General features: G+C 60.1%; 16 protein-coding genes. 14 read left to right on the top strand and 2 right to left on the bottom strand.

Features of this window, described 5'->3' with window-relative positions; translation table 11 throughout:
• Window positions 1-168: 168 nt before the first annotated feature.
• From infA to glmM, 11 genes are all read left to right on the top strand, one after another.
• Window positions 169-390, top strand: a complete 222-nt coding sequence (gene infA / locus EWR20_RS08015; protein WP_005505018.1) for a translation initiation factor IF-1 — start codon at window positions 169-171, stop codon at window positions 388-390.
• 130 nt (window positions 391-520) lie between these two features.
• On the top strand, window positions 521-634 hold the full coding sequence (gene rpmJ / locus EWR20_RS08010; RefSeq protein ID WP_030014999.1) for a 50S ribosomal protein L36: 114 nt from the start codon (window positions 521-523) through the stop codon (window positions 632-634).
• Window positions 635-786: 152 nt separating this feature from the next.
• Window positions 787-1155 (top strand): 30S ribosomal protein S13, encoded by a 369-nt coding sequence (gene rpsM / locus EWR20_RS08005; protein ID WP_129360074.1) that lies wholly within the window; start codon window positions 787-789, stop codon window positions 1153-1155.
• A gap of 28 nt (window positions 1156-1183) precedes the next feature.
• A complete protein-coding gene (gene rpsK, locus EWR20_RS08000; RefSeq protein ID WP_129360073.1) occupies window positions 1184-1588 on the top strand; it encodes a 30S ribosomal protein S11 in 405 nt (134 codons plus the stop codon).
• Window positions 1589-1761: 173 nt separating this feature from the next.
• A complete protein-coding gene (locus EWR20_RS07995; RefSeq protein ID WP_129360072.1) occupies window positions 1762-2769 on the top strand; it encodes a DNA-directed RNA polymerase subunit alpha in 1008 nt (335 codons plus the stop codon).
• A gap of 96 nt (window positions 2770-2865) precedes the next feature.
• On the top strand, window positions 2866-3585 hold the full coding sequence (gene rplQ / locus EWR20_RS07990) for a 50S ribosomal protein L17, sunset domain variant (protein ID WP_129360071.1): 720 nt from the start codon (window positions 2866-2868) through the stop codon (window positions 3583-3585).
• A gap of 112 nt (window positions 3586-3697) precedes the next feature.
• Window positions 3698-4747, top strand: a complete 1050-nt coding sequence (locus EWR20_RS07985) for a tRNA pseudouridine synthase A (RefSeq protein ID WP_238147641.1) — start codon at window positions 3698-3700, stop codon at window positions 4745-4747.
• Window positions 4748-5038: 291 nt separating this feature from the next.
• Window positions 5039-5482 carry a 50S ribosomal protein L13 gene (gene rplM, locus EWR20_RS07980; protein ID WP_129360070.1) on the top strand — a complete coding sequence of 148 codons (444 nt, stop codon included), beginning with the start codon at window positions 5039-5041 and terminating at the stop codon, window positions 5480-5482.
• 33 nt (window positions 5483-5515) lie between these two features.
• Entirely contained in the window at window positions 5516-6019 is a 504-nt protein-coding gene (gene rpsI, locus EWR20_RS07975; protein WP_129360069.1) for a 30S ribosomal protein S9, read from the top strand.
• A gap of 139 nt (window positions 6020-6158) precedes the next feature.
• Complete coding sequence (ppk2, locus tag EWR20_RS07970) at window positions 6159-7271, top strand: polyphosphate kinase 2 (RefSeq protein ID WP_129360068.1); 1113 nt, start codon at window positions 6159-6161, stop codon at window positions 7269-7271.
• A gap of 20 nt (window positions 7272-7291) precedes the next feature.
• Complete coding sequence (gene glmM, locus EWR20_RS07965) at window positions 7292-8650, top strand: phosphoglucosamine mutase (protein WP_129360067.1); 1359 nt, start codon at window positions 7292-7294, stop codon at window positions 8648-8650.
• 93 nt (window positions 8651-8743) lie between these two features.
• On the opposite strand, the gene mscL is transcribed toward glmM, so the two are convergent.
• Both mscL and coaA read right to left on the bottom strand, forming a co-directional pair.
• Window positions 8744-9169 (bottom strand): large conductance mechanosensitive channel protein MscL, encoded by a 426-nt coding sequence (gene mscL, locus EWR20_RS07960; RefSeq protein ID WP_129360066.1) that lies wholly within the window; start codon window positions 9167-9169, stop codon window positions 8744-8746.
• Window positions 9170-9294: 125 nt separating this feature from the next.
• Window positions 9295-10251: a type I pantothenate kinase gene (coaA, locus tag EWR20_RS07955; protein WP_129360065.1), complete on the bottom strand. Its 957-nt coding sequence runs from the start codon at window positions 10249-10251 to the stop codon at window positions 9295-9297.
• Window positions 10252-10495: 244 nt separating this feature from the next.
• On the opposite strand from coaA, the gene EWR20_RS07950 reads away from it, so the two are divergent.
• The 3 genes from EWR20_RS07950 to glmS all read left to right on the top strand — a co-directional run bounded on the left by EWR20_RS07950 (window position 10496) and on the right by glmS (window position 15646).
• Window positions 10496-12517, top strand: a complete 2022-nt coding sequence (locus EWR20_RS07950) for a PTS mannitol transporter subunit IICBA (RefSeq protein ID WP_129360064.1) — start codon at window positions 10496-10498, stop codon at window positions 12515-12517.
• Entirely contained in the window at window positions 12514-13656 is a 1143-nt protein-coding gene (locus EWR20_RS07945; protein ID WP_129360063.1) for a mannitol-1-phosphate 5-dehydrogenase, read from the top strand. Before EWR20_RS07950 ends, EWR20_RS07945 begins: the two co-directional genes overlap by 4 nt.
• A gap of 115 nt (window positions 13657-13771) precedes the next feature.
• Window positions 13772-15646 (top strand): glutamine--fructose-6-phosphate transaminase (isomerizing), encoded by a 1875-nt coding sequence (gene glmS, locus EWR20_RS07940; RefSeq protein ID WP_129360062.1) that lies wholly within the window; start codon window positions 13772-13774, stop codon window positions 15644-15646.
• Window positions 15647-15657: the final 11 nt, after the last annotated feature.

The following is a 15657-nucleotide window of genomic DNA, read 5'->3' as shown; positions in this document are numbered from 1 at the left end:
ACAATGGTTCCTGGCCGGTCGCTGGGTTAACATACAGCAAAGTATGGCGTACACTTGTCTGTTGGTTGTGTCTGCCGTGCGCGCGCACATTTTTGGTGGTGTGATGGCAGAAAGAATCATTCAATTGCCTCTCGCACAGCGCGTGAGGCACCGACGTTAGCGGAGGATATGGCCAAGAAAGACGGCGTAATCGAGATTGAGGGCTCTGTGGTGGAAGCCCTGCCCAACGCAATGTTCCGCGTTGAGCTGGACAACGGTCACAAGGTTCTTGCACACATCTCCGGAAAGATGCGTCAGCACTACATTCGAATCCTCCCCGAGGATCGCGTGGTTGTTGAACTCTCTCCGTACGATCTCTCACGTGGTCGCATCGTCTACCGCTACAAGTAGATCTCATCTCCGCCTCGTGCGGAGGGTGAAGGGCACCGCCCAGACGGGTGGTGCCTGTCTGCGTGCATGGGATTCGACTGCGTGTCGGGTCTCGTAACAACTACAAGTTGCAACAACGCAAAGGAATGCGATGAAGGTTCAGCCGAGCGTGAAGCCCATCTGCGATAGCTGCAAAGTGATCCGCCGTCATGGCGTGGTCATGGTTATCTGCAGTAACCCGCGCCATAAGCAGCGTCAGGGCTAATAGCCTTCTGATGCAGCCGGTTACCGCCGGCATCTAATACAAGGCACCGCACCCCATCAGTGGGATACCTCCGGATACAGAGGCCGGAGACCGGGGAAACTCGGGCAGTGATGCTGTAAACCTCTGGATCAACTACAAGGAGAACCGCCACTATGGCTCGTCTCGCAGGAGTAGATCTTCCCCGCGAAAAGCGCGTGGAAATTGCTCTCACGTACATCTACGGCGTGGGTAAGACCCGTGCCCTCGAGGCCCTGACCGCCACCGGCATCAGCCCGGACATCCGCGTCAAGGACCTCTCCGACGCCCAGCTCGTTCAGCTGCGTGACTACATCGAAGGCAACTTGAAGGTTGAGGGCGACCTCCGCCGCGAGGTGGCCGCCGACATCCGCCGCAAGGTTGAAATCGGTAGCTACCAGGGACTCCGCCACCGCCGCGGCCTTCCCGTACACGGCCAGCGCACCAAGACCAATGCTCGTACCCGTAAGGGTCCGAAGCGCACGGTCGCCGGTAAGAAGAAGTAATCACCCTTTCGCGTAGGAGAAGTTTTTAATGCCCCCAAAGACTCGTGCTGCGGCCGCTCGTAAGCCCCGCCGCAAGGATAAAAAGAATATTGCCGCCGGTCAGGCGCACATCAAGTCCACATTCAACAACACCATCGTATCGATCACCGATCCCTCGGGTGCCGTGATTTCCTGGTCTTCCGCCGGTGAAATGGGCTTCAAGGGTTCGCGCAAGTCGACGCCGTACGCCGCGCAGATGGCTGCTGAGTCCGCCGCAAAGCGCGCTCAGGAGCACGGTGTTCGCAAGGTTGACGTGTTCGTCAAGGGTCCGGGTTCGGGTCGCGAAACCGCTATCCGCTCGCTCCAGGCCACCGGCCTTGAGGTAGGTTCCATCTCTGATGTGACCCCGAGCGCGCACAACGGTTGCCGTCCCCCGAAGCGCCGCCGCGTCTGATCCAGACGTTGCCGTCCGCCAGGCTGGTGTATCCCTTGTTCGGGAGCCGCAAGCCTGGGGTCTCGTAGCTCCGGCCACGAGACATCCGGGTGCCGCAACCGCGGCCCCTTATCCCTTGTTTTCCCCAACCTGTGTTGCGTCATATAGCGGATGCTCGCTGAAAGGAAACATCAGTGCTCATTGCACAGCGCCCTACCCTGAGTGAAGAAGTCGTCGAGGATAACCGCTCGCGCTTCACGATCTCGCCCCTCGAACCCGGATTCGGCTACACGCTGGGTAATTCCTTGCGTCGCACGCTTCTGTCCTCCATTCCCGGTGCCGCCGTGACCAGTATCCGTATTGACGGTGTGCTGCACGAGTTCTCCACCGTGGACGGCGTGAAAGAAGATGTCACCGAGATCATCCTGAACATCAAGAAGCTTTCGGTTTCGTCCGAGAATGACGAGCCCGTCGTTGCTTACCTGCGCAAGCAGGGCCCTGGCGAGCTGACCGCTGGCGATATCGAGGTTCCGGCCGGTGTGGAGATCCACAACCCGGAGCTCCGTATCGCAACCCTCAACGCCAAGGGAAGTTTCAACGCCGAACTGACGATCGAGCGTGGCCGCGGCTACGTTTCTGCCTCGCAGAACAAGGCCGGCGCCGGAGAGTCCGAGATCGGCCGTATTCCGGTCGACTCGATCTACTCCCCGGTTCTCAAGGTCACTTTCCGCGTTGCGGCGACTCGTGTTGAGCAGCGTACCGACTTCGACAGCCTCGTGCTCGATATCGAAACCAAGGAAGCCATCGCTCCGCGCGACGCGGTTGCCTCTGCAGGCAGCACCTTGGTCGAGCTCTTCGGGCTCGCTCGGGAACTGAACACCGAAGCAGAGGGCATCGAGGTAGGACCTTCTCCGGCCGACGAGTCCATGGCCGCTGATATGGCCCTGCCCATCGAGGACCTCGACATGTCCGTGCGTTCGTACAACTGCCTCAAGCGTGAGGGAATCCATACTGTGGGTGAACTCGTGACGCGCTCCGAGGCGGATCTGATGGACATTCGGAACTTCGGTGCCAAGTCGATCGACGAGGTCAAGGACAAGCTGGCTGAGTTGGGGATGTCCCTCAAGGATTCGCCCGCAGGCTTCGATCTGGCGGCTCGCGCGGCCGAGGACGAAGAGGTCGACGAGGAAGAGTCCTTCTAATCCCTCGGACGGCGACGAGCCGACCACAGTTCACACCAATCTTTGGTCCTCGCGATGTGAGTTCGCGGGAACCATGACCAATGGAGAGAAACTCATATGCCTACTCCCACAAAGGGGCCGCGCCTCGGCGGTAGCCCCTCACACCAGCGCCTCATTCTGGCCAACATGTCCCAGCAGCTCTTCGAGCACAAGCGCATCACGACCACCGTGACCAAGGCCAAGCGTCTTCGCCCGGTGGCAGAGCGTTTGATCACTTTCGCCAAGCGTGGGGATCTCGCGGCTCGTCGTCGCGTCATGCGCTCGTTGACGGACAAGTCGGTCGTCCACGAGCTGTTCACCACGATCGCTCCGGCCATGGCCGAGCGCCCCGGTGGATACACCCGCATTACCAAGATCGGCTCGCGTTCAGGGGACAACGCGCCCATGGCTGTGATCGAGCTCGTGATGGAGCCCGTAGCGTCGAAGGCTGTTGTTGACGAAGCAACCCAGGCGGCCAACGCCGCGGCTTCCGCCAACCAGGCGGATTCCGCCGCGACCACCGAGGCACCGGCCGCTGAGCCGGTAGCCGAGGAAGCCGCAGCGCCCGAGGCTCCGGCTTCGGACCTGCCCGCAGGTTCGCACGCTCCGCTCGAGTCCGGCGAAGCCCCCGAGGGCTTCGAAGTCAAGGGCAACCGCGATTCCATGAAGTACCATGTTCCCGGTTCGCGCTGGTACTCCAGCACTCGCGCCGAGATCTGGTTCGACACCGCAGAATCCGCTATCGCTGCCGGTTACGCACCGGCCGGTGGCGCTGCCGCTCAGAAGGTTTCCGAGTAAGGATCCCTTCTGCGCTGCGTTGCGCGATGATTGAGGCCCCGTCCACCATTGCGGTGGGCGGGGCTTTGTTCTTGGTATCCCTGTAATTGTCCGGAGAAGCGGAGGACACGTCATGAGTCAGAAGGACATTGTCGTATCGTCGAATCGGCTCAATTCCCCAGACCCGATGGTTTGTCCGGCCCCCGGGTCGGTCGGAGGCGAAAGCGTGGTCGGGGATCTGGGCATGGGCGCGGTTCCGGAAGGCACCAGCGTGCGGGTTCGCGTGGACCTCTGTTATGACGGTGCGCCATTTTCCGGTTGGGCCAAGCAGCCCGGTCTCGTGACCATCGAGGGGTGCCTCGAAGAAGCAGCGCGCCTCGTTCTTCGCCAGGACGTCCGCTATACGGTGGCCGGTCGCACCGACGCTGGAGTGCACGCGGACCACCAAGTGGTCCACTTCGATCTTCCGTCGGATGTCTGGAACCGGTTGAGAGGGCGCGCCCGTAAGGGGAGCGACGCCGCGCCGGGTACTCCCGGCGAATCGTTTGTCCGGAAAATGAACGGTGCCCTGGCCCGGCTCCTGTCCTCGGTTGCGCCTCCCTTGAGGCCCGGCTCCCGCGGTGCCGCTACGGGCTCGATCGTGATTCGATCAGCCGCACTGGTTCCGGCGGGTTTTGACGCTCGCTTCTCGGCAATGTCACGTTCCTACGTCTACAGGATCGCGGACGGGCTCGAGCGCCAGGGGCCCTTGAATCGGACAACATCGTATTGGACCAGGTCTGCCTTGGATGTTGACACGTTGAACAGGGCGGGCGAGCGTCTGCTGGGACTGCACGACTTCTTGTCGTTTTGCAAACCTCGTCCGGGTGCGACCACGATTCGTGACCTGAAGTCGGTTCGATTCGAGCGCACTGTAGGCGGCCTCATCGAAGCTCGTATCCGTGCAGATGCTTTTTGCCACAACATGGTCCGGTCCATCATCGGTTCGTGTGTTTCGGTCGCCGAAGGCAAGAGAGACCTTGCGTGGTTGGATTCCAGAATTGCCGTGCCGGTTCGGGACTCCAGCGTTCGCCTTGCTCCTCCGGAGGGTCTGGTTCTGGAATCGATCACGTATCCCTCGGATCCCGCCGACTGGGCGACGCGCGCGGAGCAGACCCGAGCCAGGAGGGAGGCGGATCACTGAGCGGGCCGGCCATCGGAGGCCGATGTGGGGGATATCGCGGAGGACTTTCTCTTACCTGTGGATTAAGCCAGAATACTCCGGTATAGTTACTAGCTGTTGTGCGTGTCCCACCTCGGTTCATGCGCCCGGTTCATTCGCCCAGTTGCAGGGCACAGGGATGACCTTGGCGGCGAGACTTCGGGACGGAACGGATGTTGTCTGGCCCTCACCCAGACCCCTTCGAGCGCACCTGATCTGGCGTGACACCCAACTAGCGCCAATGAAGTAATTCCGACACGAAGGCAAATTAACGTGCGTACGTACACTCCGAAGCCCGGCGACATCGATCGCCAGTGGCATGTCATCGACGCCACCGACGTTGTCCTGGGTCGCCTTGCCAGCCAGTCCGCAACACTGCTGCGCGGCAAGCACAAGCCGACCTTTGCTCCTAACGTGGACACCGGTGACTTCGTCATCATCATCAACGCTGAGAAGGTTGCTCTGACCGGCGCCAAGCTCGAGAAGAAGCGTGCATTCCGCCACACCGGTTACCCGGGTGGCCTGCGGTCCGTTTCCTACACCGAGTTGTTGGCGAAGAACCCGACCAAGGCTGTCGAGAAGGCTGTCAAGGGCATGCTGCCCAAGAACAAGCTCGCGGCCGAGCAAATCAAGAAGCTCAAGGTTTATGCGGGTGCCGAGCACCCCCATGCTGCTCAGCAGCCCAAGACCTACGAGTTCGGCCAGATCGCCCAGTAATCGGGCCTACGAAGACAACTACAAGGAGAAATCGTGGCTCAGAATACTGAAGACCAGATTAATACCGAGGGCGAGGAAGTCACCAGCTACACCTCCGAGTCCACCGAGCCAGTCGCCGAAGCCACTGTGACCGAGCGTCCGGCTCTCACCGTTTCCGGGGCTGCAGTTGGCCGCCGCAAGCAGGCTATCGCCCGCGTCCGCGTGATCCCGGGTTCGGGACAGTGGACCGTCAACGGTCGCCCGCTCGAGGTCTACTTCCCGAATAAGCTGCACCAGCAGGAAGTCAACGATCCGTTCAAGCTCCTCGAGCTCGAAGGTGCATACGACGTCATAGCCCGCGTTCACGGTGGTGGCCCGTCCGGCCAGGCCGGGGCAATGCGTCTCGGCGTGGCCCGTGCGCTGAACGAGATTGATCTCGAGAACAATCGTGCGGCCCTCAAGAAGGCTGGTTTCTTGACTCGTGACGCCCGCGTCATCGAGCGCAAGAAGGCCGGTCTCAAGAAGGCCCGCAAGGCTTCGCAGTTCTCCAAGCGCTAAACCGCTCCGAAACTGCTCGAAAACCCCTCATCGTCCGTTCGGGACGGTGAGGGGTTTTTGCGTTTTCGATGCGCCCCGGTTGTCCGCGAGCAGCGCATAAAATAGAGGTTGTCCGCACTGGGGAAAGGAAAGATGTTCAATGACGCACACCCAACGCAAGAACACCTCCGAGCCGTCCGGAGAACAAAGCGCAAGCCGGAAAAGCTCGGGACAAGCATCGGCAAAAAGCCGCCAAGCGGCCGAACAGATCACCGTCCGGGGGACCAAGGCCCGTGGGGCCGGCAAGGAAGCGACGCCTGCCGTGACCGAAGCGCTCAAAAAACAGGAACGCCGGGTCTCCGTGACTGAGGACTATGCCGCAGAATTGGACGAGATCGCCTCGCTCCAGCACCGGTTGCACCAGGAACATTCGACCTCGGAAGTCTGGAAGATCGGGTATCCCTACGATGAGAAGCTCAAGCGCAAAGAATATGACAAGACCAAACGCGCACTGCAGATCGAACTCCTCAAGCTGCAACTGTGGGTCAAGGAGACAGGTCAGAAGATCCTGCTCATTTTCGAAGGGCGTGACGCCGCGGGCAAAGGCGGTTCGATCAAACGGTTCACCGAGCATTTGAATCCACGGGGGTCCCGGGTCGTGGCCTTGGAGAAACCGACCGAGATCGAACAAACCCAATGGTACTTCCAGCGTTACATCCAGCATCTTCCTTCGGGCGGCGAAATCGTGATGATGGACCGCTCCTGGTACAACCGTGCCGGCGTCGAGAGGGTCATGGGCTACTGCACGCCGCACCAGTATTACGAATTCATGCGCCAGACTCCGGAACTCGAGCGGATGCTCGTCAACTCCGGGATCAAGTTGATCAAGTTCTGGTTCTCGGTCACCCGAGCCGAGCAGGTCGCACGGTTCGAGGCGCGACGCACGGACCCGGTACGGCAGTGGAAGCTCTCTCCCACTGATCTCGCTTCCCTCGACAAATGGGACGACTACACAGAGGCGAAGGAAGCGATGTTCTTCTACACGAATACGGGTGATGCTCCTTGGACCATCGTGAAGTCCAACGACAAGAAGAGGGCCCGCTTGGAAGCCATGCGGTACGTCCTGTCCCAGTTCGAGTACCCGAATAAGGATCACAGCGTCGTCGGCCAGCCCGATCCGCTGATTGTGGGGCCGGCTTCCGACGTCTTCGAGGCCGAGGAACAGAACAACCGAGATGGGTTTCCGGTGGTCAAGTCGGAGGACGCCGACTGACATGCGTAGAATGATTTTCGATGTCTAGATTATTTGGAACCGACGGTGTTCGAGCTCGTGCCAACAGTGAACAGATGAGTGCACGCTCCTCTTTGGAATTGGCGCAGGCGGCCGCTGTCGTACTCGGATTCGATCAGGTTCCCGGAAGTGAACGCCCCAAAGCAGTCATAGCGCATGATTCCCGCGTCAGCGGTGAATTCATCGGGGCTGCGATCATGGCTGGGTTGGCTTCTTCGGGAGTGGACGTATACGACGCCGGGATGCTGCCGACTCCGGCCGCAGCGTATTTGGTAGCGGATCTGGACGCGGATTTTGGTGTGATGATTTCTGCCTCTCACAATCCTTTCTACGACAACGGCATCAAGTTCCTTGCCCGTGGCGGGAAGAAGCTTCCGGACGCCGTGGAGGACAAGATCGAGGCATTGTTCAAATCGCAGGATTTCCGTTTCCCCGACGGTGGGCAGGTAGGCAAGATCTCCCGGTTCTCCGACGCCGAGGACCGATACGTCACCCACCTGCTGTCCACCTTGCCCGGTCGACTATCCCTGGACGGGCTGAGCATTGTCCTCGATTGCGCCAACGGTGCTGCCTCTGGATGTTCACCGGACGCCTTCCGCATTGCGGGGGCGAAGGTCCATGTGGTGGCCGCCGAACCTAACGGTACAAACATTAATGACGGCGTGGGCTCAACCCATCTTGAAGGTCTCCAAGCCAAGGTCAAGGAGCTGGGCGCCGATCTGGGGATCGCCCACGACGGCGACGCGGACCGCTGCCTCGCCGTCGACGAACGCGGCGAGATCGTGGACGGTGACACCATCATGTCGGTTTTGGCGCTTGCACGACGCGACGCCGGAAAACTCAAAGACAACACCCTGGTCGCTACCGTTATGACCAACCTCGGGATGGAGCAGTACCTCGCGTCCGAAGGCGTGACGATGCTTCGCACCAAGGTGGGGGACCGATACGTCCTCGAGGCGATGAACCAGTACGGTTACAATTTGGGCGGCGAGCAGTCCGGACACGTGATCATGAGCGATTACGCGACGACCGGAGACGGTATCCTGACCGGTCTGCATCTGGCCGCCGAGGTGAGCCGGACCGGCCTGACCCTGTCCACCTTGTCGCACCGGTTCGAGCGTGCTCCGCAGACGATGATCAATGTTCCCAACGTGGACAAGGCGGCCGCAGATTCGAATGATGCCGTGCAGCGTGCAGTCGCCTCGGTAGAGAGGGAACTCGGCAAGGACGGCCGCGTGTTGCTCAGACCCTCCGGCACCGAACCCCTGGTTCGGGTGATGGTCGAAGGCCCCGACCAGGAATCGGTCGATCACCATGCGAGCCGTTTGGCCGACGTCGTGGCGAAAGAGCTGGCCCTGTAGCCGCTGACGCTCCAATACATCTCCACGAGCAGGAAGGCCCCGCACCGAATGGTGCGGGGCCTTCCTGCTCGTGGAGGAACGAGCCGTACGGTGTCAGTTCTTGTTGGCTTCGGGATCCATGTACGAGGATGCGCCCGTGACGTTCTTGTTGGAAATCAGGGCGTCACGGATCTCGGTGAGCAACGCGACCTCAGGCTCGGTGTCGTCTTCTTCTTCCAAACCGAGCCTGCGGGCACGGCGAGCGTTCATGGTGTTGATCGGCATGACGATGCAGAAGTAGAGGGCCGCGGCGATGAGCAGGAAGTTGACGACGGCGGTCAAGAACACGCCGACCTTGACCTGGCCGAAGACCAGGAAATCATCGAAGTTGGGGGAGCCGACCAGCATTGAGATGGCCGGCATAATAACTGACTCGACGAGAGCGTTGATGACGGTGCTGAATGCACTACCGATGATGACACCGACCGCAAGGTCGATGACATTGCCTTGCATGATAAATTCTTTGAATCCTTTAATCATGCGGACATACTATCCAAAGAATCACCCATAGGGGGCGAATTTTGCGTAGCTTTGCAATTGCGGTGTTAGAAAACCCCGGGTGAGTTCTGCCACTCATATTCCGTACCTATGGGTACGAAATGTCTTCAGTTCTTCCGAAGGAGTACCCGTCGAGTCGAATGGTCAGCGTCTTTGGAAAGGATGAGTTTGGCTCGTCCTCGGGTTGGTCTGACGTTGTGCAGCAGATTCGGCTCGTTGATGCGCCGCCAGATGTCCAAAGCCGTGCTCTTCGCTTCCTCGTCCGAGAGATTCGCGTATTTGCGGAAATACGACTCGGGATCGGCGAATGCAGAACTTCGAAGTTTGAGGAAACGGTCGACGTACCATTGCTCGATATCGCTGGTGCGTGCATCCACATAAATTGAAAAATCGAAGAAATCGCTCAATGCCAATGCGGCTTTGTCGTCGGGGCGCAACTGTGCCGGGGCCAGAACGTTTAGCCCCTCGACAATGAGAACGTCCGGGCGAGTAACCACCGTCTCATCGTTTTCGAGGATGTCGTAGGTCAAATGCGAATATTTGGGGGCGGTGACAACGGGTGCGCCCGACTTGATCTCCGAAACGAAGCGGAGAATAGCTCGTCGGTCGTAGGATTCGGGGAACCCTTTGCGCTGCATCAGGCCTCTGGCTTCGAGCTCCGCATTGGGGTACAAGAATCCGTCCGTAGTGACCAGCTGAACGTTGGGGGTGGTGGGCCAACGGCTCATCAGGGCTCGCAACAAACGGGCGGTCGTGGACTTGCCAGCGGCCACGGAACCGGCCACGCCGATCACGAAGGGCGTGCGCTGATGATCCTCGTGAAGGAACTGGTTCGTCTTTTGGTTCAGGTCCCCGACCGAATTGGCATACAGGTTGAGCAATCTCGAGAGGGGAAGGTAAACCTGGCGGACTTCCTCGACATCGAGGGTCTCGCCGAGTCCACGGAGTCTTTCGATTTCTTCTGATGAGAGTGGCACATCGATTTCGTCCGATAGGCGCGACCAGGTTTCCCGGTCGAGCGACACGAACGGAGAAGTGCGTGATAATGCCGTCGCTTGGCTCATTGAAAAAAGTCTACGGCTGCTTGCCGACTATTCCGAATCCATTTCAGCAGGACCCCTCTGGGGTGAGAGTATCTTCGGCTCGGGCGAACCGGATAGGATACAGCCAAGCCGGGCCCGCGGATGTCTTCGTCGGTCACCGGTTTTGTCGTTTTCACTTTCTCGGCCACGTGGCCCCGGATCCTCGTTTGGTCCTGGGTTCTGACCCCGGTTCGGAGAACGTGATCCCCCTGAACCTGGAGTCATCGTGTCTACCACATCTACCGCTTCCAGCGAGAAGAAGAAGGTCGGCGCGCGCGTGCGCGTGCAGAAATTCGGAACTTTCCTCTCCTCCATGATCATGCCGAACATCGGCGCATTCATTGCCTGGGGTCTGCTCACGGCTCTGTTCCTCTGGTCGGAAGACCCACAAGGAGGTCAGGGGCCGTTCGCCAATGAATACATCAATGCCGCACTGGGTCCCATGGTCACCTATCTGCTGCCCATCCTCATCGCGTACACGGGCGGCAAGCTGATTCACGACGTCCGAGGCGGCGTCGTCGGCGCAGTGGCTACCATGGGCGTCATCCTGGCTACCTCGAGCCCAGTCTTCATCGGGGACAGCCCCGGCTCCCCGATGTTCCTGGGAGCCATGATCATGGGCCCCTTGTCAGCATGGATCGTCAAGAAGTTCGACCAGTTCATGGAGGGCCGGATCAAACCCGGGTTCGAGATGTTGGTCAACAACTTCTCCTCGGGCATCATCGGCGCGGGCCTCTCGATCGCTTCGATGTTCTGGTTGGCCCCGATCATGCACCTGCTGATGAATGTTGCGGGTGTAGCAGTTCAGTGGCTCATCGACATGCGTCTGCTGCCTCTCGCATCGATCTTGATCGAGCCGGCCAAGGTCCTGTTCCTGAACAATGCGATCAACCACGGAATCCTGACTCCTCTCGGCACGGATCAGGCGCTGCAGCAGGGCAAATCGATCCTGTTTCTCCTGGAATCAAACCCAGGTCCCGGCCTGGGGGTTCTCCTCGCGTACATCATCTTCGGTCGCGGGAGCGCGCGTGCGTCGGCCCCCGCAGCCGCTCTGATTCACGCGCTCGGCGGCATTCACGAGATTTACTTCCCTTACGTTCTGATGAAGCCGCAGCTGTTGATCGCGACCATCTTCGGCGGAATGTCAGGGGTCTTCGTGGAACTCCTGTTCAACGCGGGCCTGCGCTCACCAGCGGCCCCGGGCTCGTTGATCTTCCTCTACGTCAATGCGCCGCCGAACGCGATGCTGGGCGTGACCTTCGGGTGGGTCACAGCAACGATCGTTTCTCTGGTGATCGCCTCGGTGATTCTCAAGGCCTCGAAACAGGGCGAAGATGACCTGGCCAAGGCCACATCCGACATGGAGCGCATGAAGGGCAAGAAGTCCTCTGTGGCCGGTACTCTCGCGGGAGACCAGAGCAAGAACACGACGATCCGATCGATCGTTTTCGCCTGCGACGCCGGTATGGGCTCATCCGCCATGGGCGCTTCCGTGCTGCGCAACAAGATCAAGGACGCCGGATACGGCAACGACATCACCGTGGTCAACAAAGCGATCAATTCCCTGCAGGATGAGTTCGACCTCCTGGTCAGCCACGAGGATCTGGCCGATCGCGCGGCGGCTCCGACCCCGTCGGCTGCACACGTCACCGTGGACAATTTCATGAGTTCGCCGAGATACGACGAAATCGTCGAGCTGATCCGGGAACAGCGAGAAGGCGGGCCGAACGAAGAACCGGCCGCGGATTCAGCAGGGTCAACGGCAGCCGGGGTGACGTCGACGCCCACCGACGCGCCCAGTCAGGACGGAAGCGACCAGGAAATCCTGGGCGTTTCCTCGATCGTTCTGGGCGGTGCGGCCACGAGTCGAGACACGGCGATCGACGAGGCGGGCAATCTGCTCGTGGATACGGGCAAAGTCGATGCCTCGTACATTGACTCGATGCACGCGCGCGAAGGCTCGGTTTCGACGTTCATGGGCAACGGTCTCGCTATTCCCCACGGCACCAACGAAGCGAAATCGGCGATTCACTCCTCGGCCATGTCCTTTGTTCGTTACGACGACGGAGTCGACTGGAACGGCAAACAGGCACGGTTTGTCATCGGCATCGCAGGTGCCGGTGGCCAGCACCTGAATTTGTTGCAGAAAATTGCAAAGATCTTCTCGAACAAAGAATCGGTGGCCCAGCTCGAGGCCGCCCAGACACCTGAGGAGATCCTTGAGATCTTCGGAAAGGTCAACGCATGAAAGCCTTGCATTTCGGCGCCGGAAACATCGGGCGCGGATTCGTCGGCGTCCTGCTCCACGAGGCCGGCTACGAATTGGTCTTCGCGGATGTAGCCCAACCGCTGATCGATTCACTCAACGCCCAGCAGTCTTACACCGTTCACGAGGTCGGCAACGAACCCCGCGATATTGAGGTGACCAATTTTTCCGGAGTCAACTCTGCTGATGACCCGGACGCATTGATCGAGCACATCCGCACCGCGGATATCGTCACGACGGCAGTCGGCCCCACGGTCCTCAAGATCATCGCCCCCGCCATCGCCAAAGGCCTCCGGGCACGCGCCGAATCGGGCGAGGGCAAGGTAGCCGTGATGGCATGCGAGAACGCGATCAACGCGACCGACGGTCTCGCCGAGGCGATTCGAGAGGTCTATCCGCAGGCGGACGACGTCGCTATTTTCGCAAATACCGCGGTCGACCGTATCGTGCCGAATCAAGCACCCGGTCAAGGACTCGATGTCACCGTGGAGACTTATCACGAATGGGCCGTGAACTCGGTTCCGTTCGATGGACGGACCCCAGACATTCCGGGAGTCACCTGGGTGGAGGACCTGGCCCCGTACATCACGCGCAAGCTCTTCACTGTCAACACGGGGCACGCCGCGACCGCCTACTTTGGCTATGGAGCGGGAATCTCCAAGATCTCTGACGCTCTGGAGGATACTGACGTGCGTGCCAAAGTCGAGTCCGTGTTGGCGGAGACCAAGCTGTTGCTCGTCGAGAAGTTCGGATTCGCGCCCGAGGTGCAACAGTCCTATGTGGACAAGATCCTGACACGGTTCACGAATCCGTACCTGCCGGACACGGTTGAGAGAGTCGGTCGCGCGCCGCTGCGCAAAATCTCTCGAAACGAGCGCTTCGTCGGACCGGCCGCGGAGCTTGCCGAAAACGGTCATTCCGCTGAGGCACTGGTCTCGGCGATCGGCGCGGCCCTTGCATTCGACGTTCCCGAGGACCCTGAATCCGTTGAACTGCGTCGCCGGTTGGCCGACGCGCGCGGTAACCGTTCGGCCACGGATTCGTTGGTTGCCGAACTGACCGGCATCGAACCGTCTCACCCGCTGTTCACGGCGCTGTCCGAGGCTTTCTCGCAGGCGTGACCGGGGGCAGCGAATAGCGCACCGCGGCCCCGTTCCTGCATCAGGACCGGGGCCGCGTTCCACATCACGGGTAGGAAGGAAGAAAGCACGCCTTGGCTTGGGATAAGCTGAGCACATGTGTGGAATCGTTGGATATGTAGGCGAGCCCGGCTCGGCCGAACGTCAGTACTATGCGCTCGACGTTGTTCTCGAGGGGCTTCGCCGGCTTGAGTACCGCGGATACGACTCAGCCGGTGTGGCCGTCGTCTCGGGAAATCGGGTCGACTACCGCAAGAAGGCGGGCAAAGTCGCCGCCCTGGACGCGGAGCTGGAATCCAATCCGCTCCCTGAAGCCATGCTCGGTATCGGGCATACCCGCTGGGCAACCCACGGTGGGCCCACGGACGCGAACGCGCATCCGCATGTCGTCGACCACGGTCGTTTGGCCGTAGTCCACAACGGCATCATCGAAAACTTCTCCGAGCTCCGTTCGGAGCTGGTCGGCAAGGGCTATGACTTCGTGTCGGAAACGGACACGGAGGTCGCCGCCACCCTTCTGGCCGATTACTACAACAATGATGCCGAAGGCGATCTCACGACGGCTATGCGCATGACTTGCCGTCGGCTCGACGGGGCGTTCACCCTGTTGGCCGTCCACCAGGACCACGAAGACCGGATCGTCGCCGCTCGGCGCAATTCCCCGCTGGTTATCGGCCTGGGCAAGAACGAGAATTTCTTGGGCTCGGATGTATCGGGTTTCATCGATTACACCAAGCAGGCCGTGGAAATGGGCAACGACCAGATCGTGACCGTCACCGCCGCCAGCTACGAGATCACCGACTTCGACGGCAACCCGGCAGAAGGCAAGCCTTTTGAGGTCAAATGGGATGCCACGCAGGCTGAGAAGGGCGGTTTCTCGTCCTTCATGGCCAAGGAAATTCACGATCAGCCCGCCGCTGTTCGCGACACCCTGCTGGGTCGCTTGGACGAAAAGGGCCGCTTGACCCTTGATGAACTCCATATCGACGAGGCTGTGCTCCGGTCCGTGGACAAGATCGTCGTGATCGCTTGCGGAACCGCGGCATACGCTGGTCATGTTGCACGGTACGCGATCGAACACTGGTGCCGTATCCCTACCGAGGTCGAACTCGCTCATGAGTTCCGATACCGGGATCCGATCGTCAACGAGAAGACTCTTGTCGTTGCGCTCTCGCAGTCGGGCGAGACGATGGACACGCTCATGGCCATTCGTCACGCACGCGAGCAGGGAGCCAAGGTCATCGCTATTTGCAACACCAACGGATCTTCCATTCCTCGTGAATCGGATGCCTCGCTGTACACCCACGCAGGTCCGGAGATCGCGGTCGCTTCGACCAAGGCCTTCCTTGCGCAGATCACCGCGGCTTACCTCTTGGGCCTTTATCTTGCCCAATTGCGCGGCAACATGTACTCGGATGAGGTCGTGGAGATCCTCGACGAATTGCAGAATATGCCCGAGAAGGTCCAACAGGTTATCGACGGCGAAAAGCAGGTCCAAGACCTGGGCATCCAGATGAAGGATGCCTCATCTGTCCTCTTCCTGGGACGACACGTCGGATTCCCCGTCGCACTCGAGGGCGCGCTTAAACTCAAGGAAATCGCGTACATCCATGCCGAAGGATTCGCCGCGGGAGAGTTGAAGCACGGCCCGATCGCCCTGATCGAGGAAGGGCAACCGGTCTTTGTCATCGTTCCCTCTCCTCGGGGACGCGATTCCCTGCATGCCAAGGTGGTCTCCAATATCCAGGAGATCCGCGCCCGCGGTGCCATCACCATCGTGATCGCTGAAGAAGGCGACGAAGATGTCAAGCAATATGCCAACCACATCATCTACGTACCCCAGGCGCCCAGCCTGATGCAGCCTCTGCTGGCCACTGTGCCGTTGCAGATTTTCGCCAGCTCACTTGCCGGAGCCAAGGGCTACGACGTCGATCAGCCGCGTAACCTCGCAAAGTCGGTGACGGTCGAGTAATGACCTCGCGA

The sequence above is a fragment of the Rothia uropygioeca genome, from assembly GCF_004136585.1.
Lineage (GTDB): Bacteria > Actinomycetota > Actinomycetes > Actinomycetales > Micrococcaceae > Rothia.
The sequence above is the reverse complement of the archived record's forward strand: the minus strand, read 5'-3'. Positions and strand labels throughout refer to the sequence as shown.